18 protein-coding genes and 1 pseudogene are annotated in these 16,282 nt (G+C 63.6%); 12 read left to right on the top strand and 7 right to left on the bottom strand.

Annotated elements, in window-relative coordinates; translation table 11 throughout:
* Positions 1-21: 21 nt before the first annotated feature.
* Both V1286_RS11895 and V1286_RS11900 read right to left on the bottom strand, forming a co-directional pair.
* Positions 22-207, bottom strand: coding sequence for a DUF1737 domain-containing protein (locus tag V1286_RS11895; protein WP_417021131.1), 186 nt, complete (start codon positions 205-207; stop codon positions 22-24).
* 5 nt (positions 208-212) lie between these two features.
* Positions 213-569, bottom strand: a complete 357-nt coding sequence (locus V1286_RS11900) for a PilZ domain-containing protein (RefSeq protein WP_334479745.1) — start codon at positions 567-569, stop codon at positions 213-215.
* 237 nt (positions 570-806) lie between these two features.
* Between V1286_RS11900 and V1286_RS11905 the strand changes: the two genes are divergently transcribed.
* The 5 genes and pseudogenes from V1286_RS11905 (at position 807) to tsaA (ending at position 4,375) form a co-directional block, all read left to right on the top strand.
* Positions 807-1,772, top strand: a complete 966-nt coding sequence (locus V1286_RS11905; RefSeq protein ID WP_334479747.1) for a lytic transglycosylase domain-containing protein — start codon at positions 807-809, stop codon at positions 1,770-1,772.
* 128 nt (positions 1,773-1,900) lie between these two features.
* Positions 1,901-2,398, top strand: a complete 498-nt coding sequence (locus V1286_RS11910; RefSeq protein WP_334479749.1) for a protein-tyrosine phosphatase family protein — start codon at positions 1,901-1,903, stop codon at positions 2,396-2,398.
* Between the two features lie 169 nt (positions 2,399-2,567).
* A pseudogene (locus V1286_RS11915) lies at positions 2,568-2,836 on the top strand (AzlD domain-containing protein).
* Positions 2,837-2,894: 58 nt separating this feature from the next.
* Positions 2,895-3,866, top strand: coding sequence for a Bug family tripartite tricarboxylate transporter substrate binding protein (locus V1286_RS11920; protein WP_334479751.1), 972 nt, complete (start codon positions 2,895-2,897; stop codon positions 3,864-3,866).
* Positions 3,867-3,883: 17 nt separating this feature from the next.
* Positions 3,884-4,375 (top strand): tRNA (N6-threonylcarbamoyladenosine(37)-N6)-methyltransferase TrmO, encoded by a 492-nt coding sequence (gene tsaA, locus V1286_RS11925; RefSeq protein WP_334479752.1) that lies wholly within the window; start codon positions 3,884-3,886, stop codon positions 4,373-4,375.
* A gap of 177 nt (positions 4,376-4,552) precedes the next feature.
* Here tsaA and V1286_RS11930 read toward each other — a convergent pair whose 3' ends face one another.
* From V1286_RS11930 to V1286_RS11945, 4 genes are all read right to left on the bottom strand, one after another.
* Entirely contained in the window at positions 4,553-4,975 is a 423-nt protein-coding gene (locus V1286_RS11930; RefSeq protein WP_334479753.1) for an HIT domain-containing protein, read from the bottom strand.
* 49 nt (positions 4,976-5,024) lie between these two features.
* Positions 5,025-6,263 carry a GNAT family N-acetyltransferase gene (locus V1286_RS11935; RefSeq protein ID WP_334479754.1) on the bottom strand — a complete coding sequence of 413 codons (1,239 nt, stop codon included), beginning with the start codon at positions 6,261-6,263 and terminating at the stop codon, positions 5,025-5,027.
* A gap of 106 nt (positions 6,264-6,369) precedes the next feature.
* Positions 6,370-7,122, bottom strand: a complete 753-nt coding sequence (locus V1286_RS11940) for a glycerophosphodiester phosphodiesterase family protein (protein ID WP_334479755.1) — start codon at positions 7,120-7,122, stop codon at positions 6,370-6,372.
* Between the two features lie 14 nt (positions 7,123-7,136).
* Positions 7,137-7,604 carry a RidA family protein gene (locus V1286_RS11945; protein WP_247785992.1) on the bottom strand — a complete coding sequence of 156 codons (468 nt, stop codon included), beginning with the start codon at positions 7,602-7,604 and terminating at the stop codon, positions 7,137-7,139.
* Positions 7,605-7,856: 252 nt separating this feature from the next.
* Between V1286_RS11945 and V1286_RS11950 the strand changes: the two genes are divergently transcribed.
* The gene (locus V1286_RS11950) at positions 7,857-8,723 is read left to right on the top strand and encodes a cell envelope integrity EipB family protein (RefSeq protein ID WP_334479756.1); all 867 of its coding nucleotides are present in this window, start codon (positions 7,857-7,859) and stop codon (positions 8,721-8,723) included.
* 30 nt (positions 8,724-8,753) lie between these two features.
* Here V1286_RS11950 and V1286_RS11955 read toward each other — a convergent pair whose 3' ends face one another.
* Entirely contained in the window at positions 8,754-8,972 is a 219-nt protein-coding gene (locus V1286_RS11955) for a hypothetical protein (protein ID WP_334479757.1), read from the bottom strand.
* A 182-nt stretch (positions 8,973-9,154) separates the two neighbouring features.
* On the opposite strand from V1286_RS11955, the gene pdhA reads away from it, so the two are divergent.
* From pdhA to V1286_RS11985, 6 genes are all read left to right on the top strand, one after another.
* The gene (gene pdhA / locus V1286_RS11960) at positions 9,155-10,240 is read left to right on the top strand and encodes a pyruvate dehydrogenase (acetyl-transferring) E1 component subunit alpha (protein WP_417021249.1); all 1,086 of its coding nucleotides are present in this window, start codon (positions 9,155-9,157) and stop codon (positions 10,238-10,240) included.
* The gene (locus tag V1286_RS11965; RefSeq protein ID WP_334479758.1) at positions 10,233-11,213 is read left to right on the top strand and encodes an alpha-ketoacid dehydrogenase subunit beta; all 981 of its coding nucleotides are present in this window, start codon (positions 10,233-10,235) and stop codon (positions 11,211-11,213) included. The genes pdhA and V1286_RS11965 overlap by 8 nt, the downstream gene beginning before the upstream one ends.
* Before the next feature lie 19 nt (positions 11,214-11,232).
* On the top strand, positions 11,233-12,333 hold the full coding sequence (locus V1286_RS11970; RefSeq protein WP_247785996.1) for a dihydrolipoamide acetyltransferase family protein: 1,101 nt from the start codon (positions 11,233-11,235) through the stop codon (positions 12,331-12,333).
* Positions 12,334-12,357: 24 nt separating this feature from the next.
* On the top strand, positions 12,358-13,875 hold the full coding sequence (gene amaB, locus V1286_RS11975) for an L-piperidine-6-carboxylate dehydrogenase (protein WP_334479759.1): 1,518 nt from the start codon (positions 12,358-12,360) through the stop codon (positions 13,873-13,875).
* Between the two features lie 115 nt (positions 13,876-13,990).
* Positions 13,991-15,400 (top strand): NfeD family protein, encoded by a 1,410-nt coding sequence (locus tag V1286_RS11980; protein WP_334479760.1) that lies wholly within the window; start codon positions 13,991-13,993, stop codon positions 15,398-15,400.
* Positions 15,390-16,154, top strand: coding sequence for a slipin family protein (locus V1286_RS11985; protein WP_334479762.1), 765 nt, complete (start codon positions 15,390-15,392; stop codon positions 16,152-16,154). Before V1286_RS11980 ends, V1286_RS11985 begins: the two co-directional genes overlap by 11 nt.
* Positions 16,155-16,282 lie beyond the last annotated feature (128 nt).

The raw sequence follows: 16,282 nt of genomic DNA on the forward strand, positions 1-16,282 counted from the left end.
AGACCGCCGGCTTTTTGATGCCTAACTGCCCGGCCAGACCAGCGCTTGGCCGGCCACGACGTATTCACCGTTGAATGTCAGGGAAGGCGAGCCATACAGCACGTAGCCGAGCTCAATTGCCTCCGAAACGCGTCGGCAGAACGAAGCATCGTCCTTGCCGGTCAGGAGCCGATAGACGGGCAGGCCATCTGGCGGTTTTGAAGACATGGCGCTCAGCGCTCGCCGAGCAATTCGTCGATCTGGCGCTGCAGCTGCAGCTTCTTGATCTCGCTTCTGCGCAGCCGCTCCCCGAGATCGGAGACCGGCTCGGCCGGGCTTTCCGCCTTGAAGGCGACGCCGACGAAATTGTCGCGCCACCAGACCACCTTGGCAAGGAAGGAGCGGCCCTTGCGTGCGATGCGCAGCGAGAGCTGCTCTTTCGGCAATTGGAGGTCATTGCTGAATTCGATGGTCGCGCCGTTGTCGGAGATGTTGCGGACGATGCATTCGCGCGTCGCGCCGTGTTCACCGATCTCGGCGACGCCGCCATACATCACCTTGTCGCGCACGCTCTCGCGCCGGTCCCGCATTGAATGTCTCCCAACAAAGAGGGAGACTTTTACCCGGCTTTGTGCCGCGTAAAAGACCGGCTGACGCAAAATGCGGCATTAACGTAAATTAACGGCGGTTCCGATGGCGCCGATTTCGGGACAATTGCAGCGCAAAAAAGGCCGCGTGCTGCGCTGGAACCGCGGATCCACCTGCCAGCCGTGATCGTTTTGATTAACGTTTTTCACCGCCCTGCGCGCTCTCGGATTGCAACTGCCATGCAAAGAGCCCGATTTCTTCGCGCCCTGTGCTGCACGGTGTCGCTTTTGTCCTCGGTTGCGCCTGCCTGCGCCGAGGACGCGGATGAGGCTAACCAGTCAAGCGTCGAGCCACGCGCGATACCGGCCCCGAAGCCGGCTGACGGAACGCGGGAGAGCGACACGCGCGAGGCGATGTGCCTGATGATCGAGTCGGCCGCGAAAGCCTCGAGCCTGCCGCTGGAGTTTTTCGCCCGCGTGATCTGGCAGGAGAGCCGCTTCCGCTCCGACGCGATCGGGCCGGTGACGCGCAGCGGCCAGCGCGCGCAGGGGATTGCGCAGTTCATGCCGGGCACCGCGAGCGAGCGCGGCCTGCTCGATCCGTTCAGTCCCGTGCAGGCGCTGCCCAAATCGGCGGAGTTCCTGGCCGAGCTGCGCGACCAGTTCGGCAATCTCGGATTGGCGGCCGCGGCGTATAACGCCGGCCCGCGCCGAGTTCAGGAGTGGCTCGCAGGTACCGGCGGGATGCCGCAGGAGACGCGCAGCTACGTTATCGCCATCACGGGCTCCACCGTCGAGGATTGGGCAAGTGCGCAGAAGGGCGGCAGGACGCCGGAGCGGATACCGACGTCGAGCTGTCGCGACTTGATGGCGCTGTTGAAGCAGGCGCCCAGTCCCTTCATCACCGAACTCGAGAACCGCATCACGCTCGGTGCCGCCAAAGTGTGGGGCGTGCAGCTAGCCGCCGGCTTCAGCCGCGACAAGGCGCTCGCGATGTACGCCCGTGCCATCAAGCGGCTCAGCGCCGTGATCGGCGACCAGGATCCGAGCCTGCTCTCATCGGTGATGCGCAGCCGCGGCACGCGTGCCTTCTACCAGGTCCGGATCGGCGCCGACACGCGGCCCGCCGCCGACGATCTCTGCAACCGCATCCGCAAAGCGGGCGGCGCGTGCTTCGTGCTGCGCAACAGGGGCGTGCCGGGGTGAGGGATCGTAGGATCGTAGCCGGATGAGCGTAGCGATATCCGGGGTAGCGTTAGAGTTATTCCGGATATCGCTGTGCTCATCCGGACCAGGGACTTGCAAAGTCATTTGCGCTGTTCGAAGCTTTCAGGATGTCCCGATTACATTGGATTGAGTTATCTGCGGCCGGGCGGATAGCGATTTCCGCTCGCCCCCGCGCCGATGATTGGCTGGAGACGGAGATCGGCGAGTGGAAGGCTTCCGGCCTGAATATGGTCGTAAGCCTTCTCGAACGTGATGAGGTGTCCGAGCTTGGATTGCTACGCGAAGCCGAGCTTTGCCGATCGAGCGGGATCGAATTTCTGTCCTTTCCGATTCCAGACCGCGGCGTGGCTGAAAACGGGGCCGACGTGTTGCAGATCGCGAGTTCTATAGCCAGCGGCATTGCTAACGGCCGCTCCGTAGCGATTCATTGTCGTGCAGGGATCGGCAGGTCATCCATGATCGCGGCATGTGCGCTGATCTGCTCAGGAATCGAGGCCAATGATGCGCTCGCGCGGATCAAAGCCGCGCGCGGCCTGACGGTGCCGGATACCGATGAGCAGCGCGACTGGATTATGGCCTTTGGCAAAACGTACGAGAGACAGTAGACTCGATCTCGCCTTTGACTGCGACAAATGCAAAGCGTTTGCGCAAGGGAGCGCCAGCGACGGAGCAATCCATCCCTCGGCTTGCGGGCGCGCGAGCGAGTTTTTTGGCAGCCCGCACGCGCTGCTGGTTCTGGTGCTCGCAGGCTTCCTGCCCAACGAGGTCTGGCGGATGGCCGGGCTGTAGTTCGGCGCCGGCGTCGACGAGGGGTCGGAAGTTCTGGTGTGGGTGAGGGCGGTGGCGACCGCGATCCTCGCCGGCGTCATCGCCCAGATCCTGGTGCAGCCGCCGGGCGCGCTGGCCGGCGTGCCGGACTGGCTGCGCTACAGCGCGGTTGCGGCGGGGGCTTTGCGATCTTCATGCTAACGCGACGCTCGATCTTTGCCGGCGTGGTCTGCGGCGAGATCGTGTTGCTGGCCGGGAAATGGTGGCTCGGTTGATTGCAGGCGGCGGATAATCCGCTACTGTCCGCCGCATAAGAAACGCCGAGGAAACGAAATGAACTGGCTGAAATTGTCGGCGCTAGTGAGCGCTCTCGTCTGCGCCGCGCCACTAGCCCATGCTGCGGAATATCCGGTACGTCCGATCAAGCTGATCGTGCCCTATGCCGCGGGCGGCCCGACCGACGTGCTCGGCCGCATGGTCGGCGAATATCTCGGCCGCGACCTGAAACAGCCTGTCGTGGTCGAGAACAAGGCCGGCGCGCAGGGCGCGATCGGCGCCGAAGCCGCGGCGCGTTCCGAGCCCGACGGCTACACGCTGTTCTTCACCGCGGCGTCGATCTTCGTGCTCAATCCGATGCTCTACAAGAAGCTGCCCTATGATCCCGTCAGGGATTTCCGCCTGCTGGCGCTGGTCACCGATCTGCCTGTCGTGATGGAGGTCCATCCGTCCGTGCCGGCCAAGACGGTCGCGGAGTTCGTGGCCTATGCCAAGCAGAACCCGGGAAAACTCAATTTCGGATCGGCCGGCACCGGCGGCACCATTCATCTCGCCGGCGAGATGTTCAAGCAGATGGCCGGCGTCGACATGGTCCACGTCGCCTACAAGGGCGCAGGACCTGCGCTGACCGATCTGATATCTGGCAATATCCAGTTGATGTTCGACACGCTCGGCACCGCGCTGCCGCCGGTGAAGGGCGGATTGCTGCGCGCGCTGGCGGTCTCTTCCGCGAAGCGTATCCCTGATCTGCCCGATGTGCCGACCATGGCCGAGAGCGGCTATCCGGACTACGGCGTCAGCGTCTGGTATGGCGTCTCCGCGCCGGCCAAATTGTCTGATGACATCGCGCAGAAACTCACTGCCAGTTTGAACAAGGCGCTGAGCGATGACACGTTCCGCGCTTCGCTCGACAAGGTCGGCTTCCCGCCGCTGCAGCCCAAAAGCCAGGCCGAGATCGATAAATTCGTCGCGACCGACCGCGCGCGGTGGGCGGGTGTGATAAAAGCCCTCAACATCTCACTGGATTAGGACATCTGGATCAGGACATGGTTCGAGAAAGCGAAGTTCGCGAGGGCGAAATCACCGTCGACATGCCGCCGGCCCGCGACGCCGGGCTGGTGTTTGTCGGCCGCATCCGCACGCCCTGGAAATCGCGGCTGGAGACGCCGCGGCAGGGCCGCCATGACGGCCCGGTCTGCCGGCTCGAAATTTTCGAGCCATGGGTGCCCGCGATCAAGGGCGTCGACTTCTATGAAAATCTCGAAGTGATCTACTGGCTGCATCAGTCGCGCCGCGATCTGGTGCTGCAGAGCCCGAAGAACAACCAGAAAACCCGCGGCACCTTCTCGCTGCGCTCACCGGTGCGGCCGAATCCGATCGGCACATCCATCGTGAAGTTCGTCAAGATTGAGGGCAACGTCATCCTGGTGCGCGGCCTCGACTGCCTCGACGAAACGCCGCTCTTGGACGTCAAGCCCGACCGCTGCGAATTCACGCCGCTCGCGCAACCGCAGGCAGGCGATTTCGAGACGGAGTAGCTTCACCCGCCCCTCGAGGGGGCGGGTCGCCGCGAAGCGGCGGGGTGGGGTGACGGTCCATCCACGTCCGACAGTGTGCATGTGGAGAGACCGTCACCCCACCTCGCCACGCGTTGCACGCGCGTCGATCCACGAGCGAGCTCCGCTCGTCTCGGACCCCTCCAGGGGAGGATGAGATCACCCCAGCGCCGCCATCAGCTTGGTCGCATTGTCCTCCAGCACTTTCACATCTTCCTTGCGGCTCGCGGGCGGCAATAGCGCGACGCCGTCGTGGCGCGGCATGACGTGCATGTGCAGGTGGAACACGACTTGCCCGCCGGCGGGCTCGTTGAATTGCTGCACGGTGATGCCGTCGGCCTTGAAGGCCTTCATGGCGGCGGCGGCGATCTTGTGGACGGCGCGCGCGACGTGGGCGTAATCGTCGGGCGTGATGTCGAGGATGTTGCGGGCGGCGACCTTCGGTATCACCAGCGTATGGCCCGGCGAACGCGGCATGATGTCGAGGAACGCCAGCACGTGGTCGTCTTCATAGACCTTGTGGCAGGGAAACTCGCCGCGCAGGATTTTTGCGAAGGGGTTGTTGGTGTCATAGGCGGGCATGGTTGTTCCCTCAGGGTTTGGTTCAATTTCGTGTCGGTCGCCGAACAGGTCAAGCGTCGTCGGCGGCCTTGCGGAACGGGCCGGCCTCGGTCAGTTCGCGTCCGGCCGCCGCCACGTAGGCGCGCTCGCGCTTCAGATAGTCGGCAATCGCCCGGCGCAAGTCGGGGTCGGCGATGAAGTGCGCGGAATAGGTGGTTTGCGGCAGGTAGCCGCGCGCCAGCTTGTGTTCGCCCTGCGCGCCAGCCTCCACGATCCTGAGGCCGCGCTGGATCGCAAAATCGATCGCCTGATAGTAGCAGACCTCGAAATGCAGGAACGGGTGATGCTCGACGGCGCCCCAGTTGCGGCCGAACAGCGTGTCGGAGCCGATGAAGTTGATCGCGCCGGCGATCCAGCGGCCGTTGCGCTTGGCCATCACCAGCAGCACGTCGCGGCTCATGGTCTCGCCGATCAGCGAGAAGAATTTTCGGGTCAGATACGGCCGGCCCCATTTGCGCGAGCCGGTCTCCATGTAGAACGCGAAGAACGCGTCCCAGGCGTCCTCGGTGATGTCGCTGCCGGTCAGATGGTGGATCGTGATCCCGGCGGCGGTGGCCTCGCGCCGTTCGCGCTTGATCGCCTTGCGGTGACGCGAGTTCAGCGAGGTCAGGAAATCGTCAAAAGTCCCGTAGCCCTCATTGTGCCAGTGAAACTGCTGGTCGTTGCGCAGCAGGAAGCCATGTGTCCCCAAAAACCTTGCTTCCGTCTCCGGGGCGAAGGTTACATGCACCGAGGAAGCGTTGGTCGCGTTGCAGAGCGCCATCAGCCCGCTCGCCAGCGCGGTTCCGATCCGCTCGCGATCGACGCCGTCGCGGATCAGCAGCCGCGGGCCGGTGGCGGGGGTAAAGGGCACCGAGGCCTGCAGCTTTGGATAATAGCGTCCGCCGGCACGCTCATAGGCATCCGCCCAGCCGCGATCGAAGACATATTCGCCTTGCGAATGCGATTTCAGATAGCAGGGCACGATGCCGGCGATTTCGCCGTCGAGCCGTGCCAGAAGATGCCGCGGACCCCAGCCGGTGCGGGCGCAGGCCGAGCCGGAGGCTTCGGCGGCTGCGAAAAACGCGTGCGAAACGAAGGGGTTATAGGCGCCCTTGCACGGATCACTTTGGGACCCGCTTGCAGCCAGCGTGTCGAGATTTTCGAGACTGTCCGGACCAGGCTTCGGATTGGCGCAGGCGTCCCAATCCGCAGCCTTGATGTCGCTGACGGAGGGAACGGCTTCGAGGGTGATTTCGGATGACGCCATCTAGAAATTCGGACCGGTCCCATCGTGCGATCAGCCATCGCGCATGGTGGCCAACGATGCAAAGATCGTGCATCGGGCGGACGAGTTCAAGGTGGGACGGCGCGCATCAGGTTCCCGGCAGGAACCCCTCGAAGATCATCTGGTCGGCGTGGCGCGCGGCGCGAGCGCGTTGCTCGGGCGTGCGCACGGTCCAGGCAAGCAGCGGCAGCCCAAAAATGTTGCGGGCGACCCAGGGGGCGGTTGCGGGCAGTTCATCCACCCAATAGGCGACGAAATGCGGCCGGCTCCGGAAGGCGTGGCGCAGATGCGTCATACCGTGGCGCTGTTCGGCTGACGCTTCCGGCCATTCCTCGGCGGTATATTCGCGCTCGGCCACGATGCCGCGCGCGCGGCCGGGGATCAGTTCGCGCAGCGCCACCACCTGGTCCGGATCAAAGGACATGCCGACGGCAGGGCCGTCATACGAGGCGAGCACCTCCGCCATCCGTTTCACCAGCCGGCGGTCGCCATCGAAATGGCTCTTGACCTCGATCACCAGCGGCACGCGGCCGGCGACGAGCGCGCAGAGATCGCCGAGCGTCATCATCCGCTCCGGCGTATTCTTGAACGCAACCGCCTTCAGCTCGGCCGCGGTCTTGCCGAGCAGCGCGCCGGAACCCTCGGTGAGGCGGCCGAGCGCGTTGTCATGATGCACCATCGCCTCACCGTCAGACGAAAGCTGGATGTCGCATTCGATGGCGAACTTGCCATCGACGGCGGCCTGCGCCGCCGCCGGCATGTTCTCGACGATGCCGCGCGCAATATCATGCAGGCCGCGATGGGCGACCGGCCGTGCCGTCAGCCAGTCCGGGGCACGCACGGGCGTTACTCCGCTCAGGAAACCTCGAAGATGGCGTCGACCTCGACGGCGGCATCCGAGGGCAGCGAGGCTACGCCGACGGTAGTGCGGGCGTGCCGGCCCTTGTCGCCGAAAGCCGTGACCATCAGGTCGGAGGTGCCGTTGAGCACCTTGGGTCCGTCGAGGAAGTCAGGCGCGGAATTGATGAAACCGCCGAGCCTGACCACACGGACCACCTTGTCGAGATCGCCCAGCGCTGCCTTGACCTGGGCCAGCAGGTTGACGCCGCAGCCCTGTGCCGCGGCGTAGCCCTGTTCGATGGTGACGCCGGCGCCCAATTTGCCCTTGGCGATCAGCTTGCCTTCCGCATTGGCGCAGACCTGACCGGAAACGAACAGCAAATTGCCGGTACGCACGAAGCCGACATAGTTCGCCATGGGCGTGCGCGGCTCGTTCAGCACGATGCCTTGCGCCGCCAGCTTCTGTTCGACCGTACCCGCCATGTTTTTCGTCCCCGCTTGATGTGACCGAGCCCGACCAGCAGTCAGGCGCGCATTGTTTCGCGCATCGCGCTTTCACTTGCAAGCGACGGTGGCTCGACGTCCCTTGCCGTGACCGAGCGCCATCCTGCCGAAAATGCCGAAAAACAGGACGCTTCGGTATCTAATTCTTGCGTTTTCGTGACGCCGCCCTAGTTGCGACGCAATGGAGCCATCACTAAAGTAAGCGAATCTCCCTCGAGGAAAAAACTGGACATGGCTAGCTCGTTCCCGATTCCGGTCCGTGCTTTGGCGTTCTCGGCTGCCGCGACCCTGATATCCGGCTTCGCAAGCGGACCGGCGCTGGCCGGCGCCAGCGGGCCGTTTCTCGCCCATCAGGCGCTGTATGAATTGAAGCTGGTCAAGTCGCGCGGGACCAACGCGATATCGGGTGCGCGCGGGCGCATTCTCTACAATTTTTCGGGCAGCGCCTGCGAGGGCTACACGTCCGAATTTCGCCAGGTGTCGGAACTCGACAGCGGCGAGGGCAAGCTGACGCTGAGCGATCTGCGCTCGCATTCCTGGGAAGATGCTGGTGGCAAGAGCTACCGCTTCAAGATCGATACGCGGATGAACGATGCCGATTCCGCTCCGATCGACGGTGTGGCTGAACGGGTCGGCGACCGGATCACGGTGAAGCTGAAACAGCCGGTTGCGAAGACGTTCGAACTCGACGGCAAGGTCGTGTTCCCGACCGAGCAGATCCAGCACATCATCGCCGCCGCGCGCGAGGGCAAATCGGTGCTGGAACTGATGGTCTATGATGGCTCCGACAATGGCGAGAAGGTCTACAACACGCTGTCGGTGATCGGGCAGCCGATTCCGGGCACCCGCAGCATCGCATCGCCCGATCCCTCGACCGCCAACGACCAGATGAAGACGCTGACCCGTTGGCCCGTGACCGTCAGCTATTACGATCGCGACGCCAAGACCAAGGAAGGCGAGCAGACGCCGGTTTACGCGATGTCGTTCGAGCTGTTCGAGAACGGCGTCTCCCGCGCGCTGGTGCTCGACTACAACGATTTCGTGATCGCGGGCGCGATGGGCCGGTTCGACGTCAGGGACTCCAAGCCGTGCAAGTGAGGGTGCAGTCGAGCTGGAGCTTCTCGAACGTCATCCGCGCGTGAAGTCACCGGGCTTCAATCCGAGCGCTTTGACGGCTGGCTCCGGAAGCGCCCCAAAGGCCTCGACCCTTTCGTTCGGGGCCATCATTGCGGCGATAATGGCCTCGGCCTTTGCCGGATCCTGCTCAGCCACATAGTAGACCGAGCGAACAGGCAAACCGCCTCCCAACGGTTCAGTTGTGATGAGGACAACCTGACCATTTGCCATGGTTTGATATACCACTGACGCGGCGCCGTTTCCACGATGGCGAAGGCTGATCTCGCGAGCCCGCGGTGCAGCAAATGGCGATGCGATTGGGCGCGCCCATCTTGCATTGTTCCGGCCCAACACCAATTACGAGCTGTGGGACGCACAATCGCTCAGGGAGCGATGACGTGGCCAGTAAGAAAATGGCAGACGGTGGGCTCCCGGTGATCGCGCGCTTTGAGGTGCGCCACCGCAATTACCTCGCGCCAGACGGCTCGATAAACAGGCCGCTCCCCGCGTTCGCCTCCGATGCAAGCCTGCTCGCCTCGCTCTATCGGGCGATGGTGCTGCTGCGCAACTTTGACCGAAAGGCTGTTGCATTGCAGCGCACCGGCCGGCTGGGGACCTATGCCGTTTCGCTCGGCCAGGAGGCGGTGTCCGTCGGCATCGCCAGTGCGATGCGGGAGGAAGACGTCCTGCTGCCCTCCTATCGGGATAATGGCGCGCTGATCTGGCGTGGCGTCAAGCTGGAGGAAATTCTGCTGTTCTGGGGAGGGGACGAGCGGGGCAATCACTTCTCCGGGCCGGTCCAGGATTTCCCGTTCTGCGTACCCGTGGGATCGCAGGCGCCGCATGCCGCCGGCGTTGCCTATGCCTTCAAGCTGCGCAAGCAGCCGCGTGTCGCCGTATGCATGTTCGGCGACGGCGCCACGTCGAAGGGTGACGTCTACGAAGCGATGAATTTCGCCGGTGTACACAAGTTGCCGGTCGTGTTCGTTGCCACCAACAATCAATGGGCCATATCCGTGCCGTTGCGGCTGCAGACCGCCTCCGAAACCCTGGCGCAGAAGGCCATCGCCGCCGGTTTCATCGGCGAGCAGGTGGACGGCAGCGACGTCGTGGCTGTGCGTGCCGCGGCCGAAGACGCCATTGCCGCAGCCCGCGACGGCCAGGGGCCACGCTTCATCGAGGCGCTCACCTACCGGCTCGGCGATCACACCACCTCTGACGACGCATCACGCTATCGTCCGGAAGAAGAAGTCCAGGCTCGCTGGAAGGAAGAGCCGATTGCGCGTTTGAGAGCCTTTCTTGCCAGGCAGAAGATCTGGAGCAAAGCAGACGAGGAACAGCTCGCTGCGGAGTGCCATGAGCGCGTCGAGGCGGCGGTCGAGCGCTACTTGGCAGCCGGGCCGCGCGAGGCCGAAACCATGTTCGATCATCTCTATGCCGATCTGCCCGAGGTTTATGTCGCGCAGCGCCGCCAACTCGCGGGAGAGGGCGATGGCTGAGGTAACGCTGGTCGAAGCCGTCAATCTGGCGCTCGTCCGCGCGATGGAGGATGATCCCGATGTCGTCGTGCTTGGCGAAGATGTCGGCATCAATGGCGGCGTTTTCCGCGCGACCGTCGGGCTGCAAGCGCGTTTCGGTCCGGAGCGCGTCCTTGATACACCGCTTGCCGAACTCCTGATTAGCGGGCTCTGCGTCGGGATGGCGGCGCAGGGGCTGAAGCCCGTCGGCGAGATCCAGTTCATGGGATTTCTGTATCCCTGCATCGATCAACTGGTGAACCACGCCTCCCGAATCCGCAACCGCACCCAGGGACGGCTCACCTGTCCAATGGTTCTGCGCACGCCGCATGGCGCCGGCATTCGCGCACCCGAGCACCATTCCGAAAGCACCGAGGCGATGCTCGCCCACATCCCCGGCTTGCGCGTTGTCATCCCGTCGTCGCCGGAACGCGCCTACGGTTTGCTTCTCGCCGCGATCCGCGATCCCGATCCGGTGGTGTTTCTGGAGCCGACCCGCATCTACCGCGCGGCGAAAGGCGAGGTGGAAGACAACGGTGAGGCTTTGCCGCTGGATGTCGCGTTTATCCTGCGGGAAGGCCGCGACATCACCCTGATCAGCTGGGGCGCGATGCTGAAGGAAACCATGGCGGCCGCCGAGGCGCTGGCTGCCGAGGGCATCGCCGCCGAGGTCATCGATCTCGCCACGCTCAAACCCTACGATGAAGTCACGGTGCTCGGTTCGATCGCAAAAACCGGACGTTGCGTCATCGTGCACGAGGCGACACGGACTGGCGGATTCGGAGCCGAGATCGCCGCGCTGATCGCCGAGCGCGGCCTGACCTCTCTGCTCGCACCCGTGGCCCGCGTCACCGGCTACGATACGGTCATTCCGATGGCGCGTCTTGAGCAGAAGTTCATGCCGTCGGTTGGCCGTATCGTGGCGGCTGCTCGCAAAGCGTGCCAGTTCAATTGATTGTCAGCGGACTTGTCCCATGCGCCAGTTCGTATTGCCGGATCTGGGAGAGGGCCTCGAAGAGGCGGAGATCGTGAACTGGCACGTCAATGAAGGCGATCACGTCGTCACCGATCAGCCGCTGGTTTCCGTCGAGACTGACAAAGCCGTCGTCGAGGTGCCGTCACCGTCAAGCGGACGTATCCTGCACCTGTTTGGCGCCAAGGGAGATGTGGTGAAAGTAGGCGTACCGCTGGTCGAGTTTGCCGAAGGCCCCGAGCAAGACACCGGTACAATTGTCGGCGAACTCGGTACCAGCGAGCCGCCGCCGGTGGCAGCAACACTTCCCGGGCCCGCAGCCGGACAGAAAGCCCAGGTGTTTCCGGCGGTGCGCGCGCTCGCACGCAAGCTCGACGTCGATCTCGAGCTCGTCGAAGCTACGGGACCCGGCGGCTTCATCACGCGTGCGGATGTGGAACGAGCTGCCAAGACCTTGTCGCATACCGGACCCGCCGAGCCGCTGCGCGGTTTGCGGCGCGCGATGGCCCAACGCATGACGGCGTCTCATGCCGAGATCGTCCCCGCCAGCGTCACCGATGACGCCGATATCGACGACTGGCGAAAGGGCGAGGACGCGACCATCCGCCTGGTGCGCGCGATCGCTGCCGCCTGCAAGGCGGAGCCTGCACTCAATGCCTGGTACAATGCCGGCGCGGGAGAACGGCGTCTGATCGGACGCGTCGACCTCGGCATCGCCGTTGATACCGGGGGCGGCCTGATCGTTCCGGTCTTGCGCAATGTCGCAGAGCGGGACGCATCGGATTTGCGAGCCGGGCTCGATCGGATGCGGGCTGACGCGCTCGCGCGCTCGATACCTCCGGGCGAGCTGCGTGGCGCGACTATTACGCTGTCGAACTTCGGCATGATCGGAGGCCGGTTCGCCAACCTGATCGTCGTGCCGCCGCAAGTGGCGATCATAGGCGCCGGCCGGATTGCCCAAAGGGTGGTTGCACATTTGGGCCAGCCAGCCGTCAGGCGCGTGCTGCCGTTGTCGCTCACCTTCGACCATCGCGTCGTGACGGGCGGCGAAGCCGCGCGCTTCCTGGTAGCGCTCAAATCGGATCTTGAGCAGGTTTCGTAAGATAGCCGTGCGGAGGGCATCCATATGAAACTCTTGGCCGACGTTGATTCAATTCTCCAGGGCGTGGGCGTTTACCGCGACCGGTATCGGGGCGGTGAACGCCTGGTGCGATCGCCGTTGACCGGCGAGACCATTGCCCAGGTCGAGGACGCGAACCCGGATAGCGTCACCGAAGCAATCGGGCAGTCGGAAAAAGCGTTCCTCGCGTGGCGGTCGCTTCCGGCGCCCCGACGTGGCGAGTTCGTCCGGGTTCTCGGCGAGGAGTTGCGCGCGGCCAAGACCGAGCTCGGCCGCCTCGTCACCATCGAAACCGGGAAAATCCTGTCCGAGGGGCACGGCGAGGTCCAGGAGATGATCGACATCTGCGACTTTGCGGTCGGTCTCTCTCGTCAGCTCTATGGCCTCACCATCGCCAGCGAACGTCCTCACCATCGGATGATGGAGCAATGGCATCCGCTCGGACCGGTGGGAATCATCACCGCATTCAATTTTCCCGTTGCGGTTTGGTCGTGGAACGCCGCCCTTGCGCTGGTGTGTGGCGACCCGGTGATCTGGAAGCCGTCGGAGAAGACTCCGCTGACGGCACTCGCGGTGGAGGCGCTGGTCCGGCGTGCTGTGGAGAGGTTCGGCGGCGCACCGGCGGGCCTGTCGACGGTGCTGATCGGGGGACGGGAGATCGGAGAGATGCTGGTCGATGATCCGAGAGTGCCGCTGGTCTCGGCGACCGGCTCCACCGCCATGGGCCAGATCGTGGGTCGCCGGCTGGCGCGGCGCTTTGCGCGAGCCATCCTGGAGTTGGGCGGCAACAACGCTTCGATCGTGTGTCCGTCGGCTGATCTAGACCTTGCGCTTCGGGCGATTGCCTTCGCTGCGGTTGGCACGGCAGGCCAGCGCTGCACGTCGTTGCGCCGGCTGTTCGTGCATCGTGATACTTATGATGCGCTCGTCGACAGATTGAAACAGGTCTATGCCACGGTGCAGATCGGCAACCCGCTTACGAGTAGCACTGTTCTCGTTGGCCCGCTGATCGACGGAGTAGCCTTTCATCGAATGCAGGAAGTCCTGGCAGAGGCTCGAAAGCTTGGCGGACAGGTTGTTGGCGGCGACCGTTTCGAGACGGCGCCATATCCCGCCGCCCATTATGTCAGGCCCGCGCTGGTTGAGATGCCAGGACAGATCGGTCCGGTACTGCAGGAAACTTTCGCGCCGATCCTCTACGTCATGAAGTATTCCGACTTTGACGAAGCCCTGGCGCTGCATAATGCAGTGCGGCAAGGCCTTTCCTCGTCAATTTTTTCGACCGACGTGCATGAGATCGAGAAATTCCTCTCCGTGGCAGGTTCGGATTGCGGCATCGCAAACGTCAATATTGGACCGTCGGGCGCGGAGATAGGGGGCGCATTTGGCGGCGAGAAGGAAACCGGCGGCGGACGCGAAGCCGGCTCCGACGCGTGGAAGGCGTACATGCGCCGGGTCACCAGCACCATCAATTTCGGCAAAGATCTTCCGCTCGCCCAAGGCGTCAAGTTTGAAGTTGGCTGAGATCCAGCCCGGCATGGTTGCGGGCTTGAGCGAGGGATGCTGCGGGCCGCTAATCCCGGGCATATTGAGGTTCGATGAGGATACCCCATATCATTTTGATAAGGGAGTCCTTGCTGTGCAGACCGTACGGGCGACTCTTGTTGCGGCCGCTGCAGCGGCAGCTCTGGTTATTTCTCCTCTTGCCGCTTCAGCAGAGGAGAACAAGAGCAGGCTTGCGCTGACCATCTCGGTCGACGGAGCGATCGGGCCGGCAACGGCCCGTTACGTGAAGGAGGCCCTGACCAAGGCAAAAGAACGACACGCCGAGGTCGTCGTTCTGCGCATGAATACGCCGGGCGGTCTCGCAACCAGCATGCGCGAGATTATCGCAGACGTGCTGGCGTCGCGCGTTCCCGTCGTCGGTTACGTCGCGCCCTCCGGAGCCCATGCGGCCAGCGCCGGAACCTATATCCTCTACGCCACGCATATCGCGGCCATGGCGCCGGGCACCAATCTCGGAGCGGCGACGCCGGTGCAGATTGGCGGCCCGCTGCCGGGTCTGCCGGACGCTACCCCTGACAAGAGCGACAAGGACAAGAAGAACGGCAGCGACCAGAAGCCGAAGACGAAGGACGCCATGACGGCGAAGGCAACGAACGACGCCGTCGCCTTGATCCGCAGTCTTGCCGAACTGCGCGGCCGCAATGCCGATTGGGGTGAGAAGGCAGTGCGGGAGGCCGAAAGCCTTTCCGCCAACGCTGCCTTGCAGGCCAAAGTCATCGATCTCGTCGCACGCGACCAGGCCGAACTGCTCAGGCAAATCGATGGTCGCGTAGTCGAGGTTACGGGTGGCGAGACGCGGCATCTGGCAACCAGGGAGGCCGCGCATGAAGCAATCGATCCCGGGTGGATCTCACGATTCCTCGCGGTCATCACCAATCCTAACGTTGCGCTGATTTTGCTCCTGGTCGGCGTCTACGGTCTGATTTTCGAATTCACTTCACCCGGCGCAGTCGCCCCCGGGGTTGTAGGCACGATCTGCCTGCTGCTTGGCCTCTATGCCCTCAACCTGCTCCCGATCAACTACGCCGGCCTCGCCTTGATGGTGCTCGGGATCGTGCTTCTGACCATCGAAGTCTTCAACCCGACCGTGGTTGTCGGCCTCGGCGGCGTCATCGCCTTTGTGCTCGGGGCGATCATGCTCTTCGACGTCGAAGCGCCGGGCTACCGGCTATCATGGCCGGTTGTCGGCATCACGGCGGCAATGTTTATTGGTCTTGTTCTCGTCGTACTCAGATCGCTCCAGCGCGCCGGCAAGGGTCCGGTACCGGTCGGTGCACAAGCCATGCGTGGCCTATCTGCCCAGGTCATAGACTGGTCCGAGAACGAGGGCCACGTCTTCGCGCAAGGTGAACGCTGGCAAGCGCGCGGCGCTGAGACCTTCAAGCCGGGAGAGGTAGTCGAGGTGGCCAACATCATAGATTTGACGCTGGTGGTACGGCGCCGACCGGCGCTGACCGGCAAGGAGGTACGTCATGATGCTTGAATATCTGACCTATGCATCGTTTGCGGTGATCGTAATCCTATTTCTAGCCTCGGCCATTCGTATCCTGCGGGAATACGAGCGCGGCGTCGTGTTCACGCTCGGCCGCTTCACCGGCGTGAAGGGCCCGGGCCTCATCATCCTGATCCCGGTTGTGCAGCAGATGGTGAAGGCCGATCTCAGGGTGATGGTGCAGGTCGTGCCGCCGCAGGACGTGATTTCGCGCGACAACGTTTCGGTCAAGGTCAATGCCGTTCTCTACTTCCGCATCATCGATCCCGAGCGGGCGATCATCAAGGTCGGCGATTACATGGCCGCGACCAGCCAGCTGGCGCAGACCACGCTGCGTTCGGTGCTCGGCAAGCACGAGCTGGATGAGATGCTTGCCGAACGGGACCGGCTTAATGCCGATGTCCAGGAAATCCTCGATCAGCAGACCGACGTCTGGGGCATCAAGGTCACCACCGTCGAGATCAAGGATATCGATCTCAATGAAACCATGGTGCGCGCGATTGCCAAGCAGGCCGAGGCGGAGCGCTTGCGGCGCGCCAAAGTGATCAATGCGATGGGCGAGCAGCAAGCCGCCGAGAAGCTCGTCGAGGCCGGCCGAACGCTTGCGCGGGAGCCGCAGGCGATGCAGTTGCGCTACTTCGCGGCGCTGCACGACATTGCCGGCGAGCGATCATCGACCGTGGTCTTTCCGCTGCCGATGGATTTGCTCGGCCATCTGCCCGGGCGGCGGAACGAAGCAACGTGAGCTTGCTCGTTGCCGGCGGCAAGCCAATCGCGCGATGCCGCCCGAAGGGGCAATAGCGCTGATCTATCGATGCAGCCGGATAATCGACCAGAAAGTTCGGCTGAATTTCGACAACCAGGGAGAGCCAC

This window comes from Bradyrhizobium algeriense (genome assembly GCF_036924595.1).
Taxonomy (GTDB): Bacteria; Pseudomonadota; Alphaproteobacteria; order Rhizobiales; family Xanthobacteraceae; genus Bradyrhizobium; species Bradyrhizobium algeriense.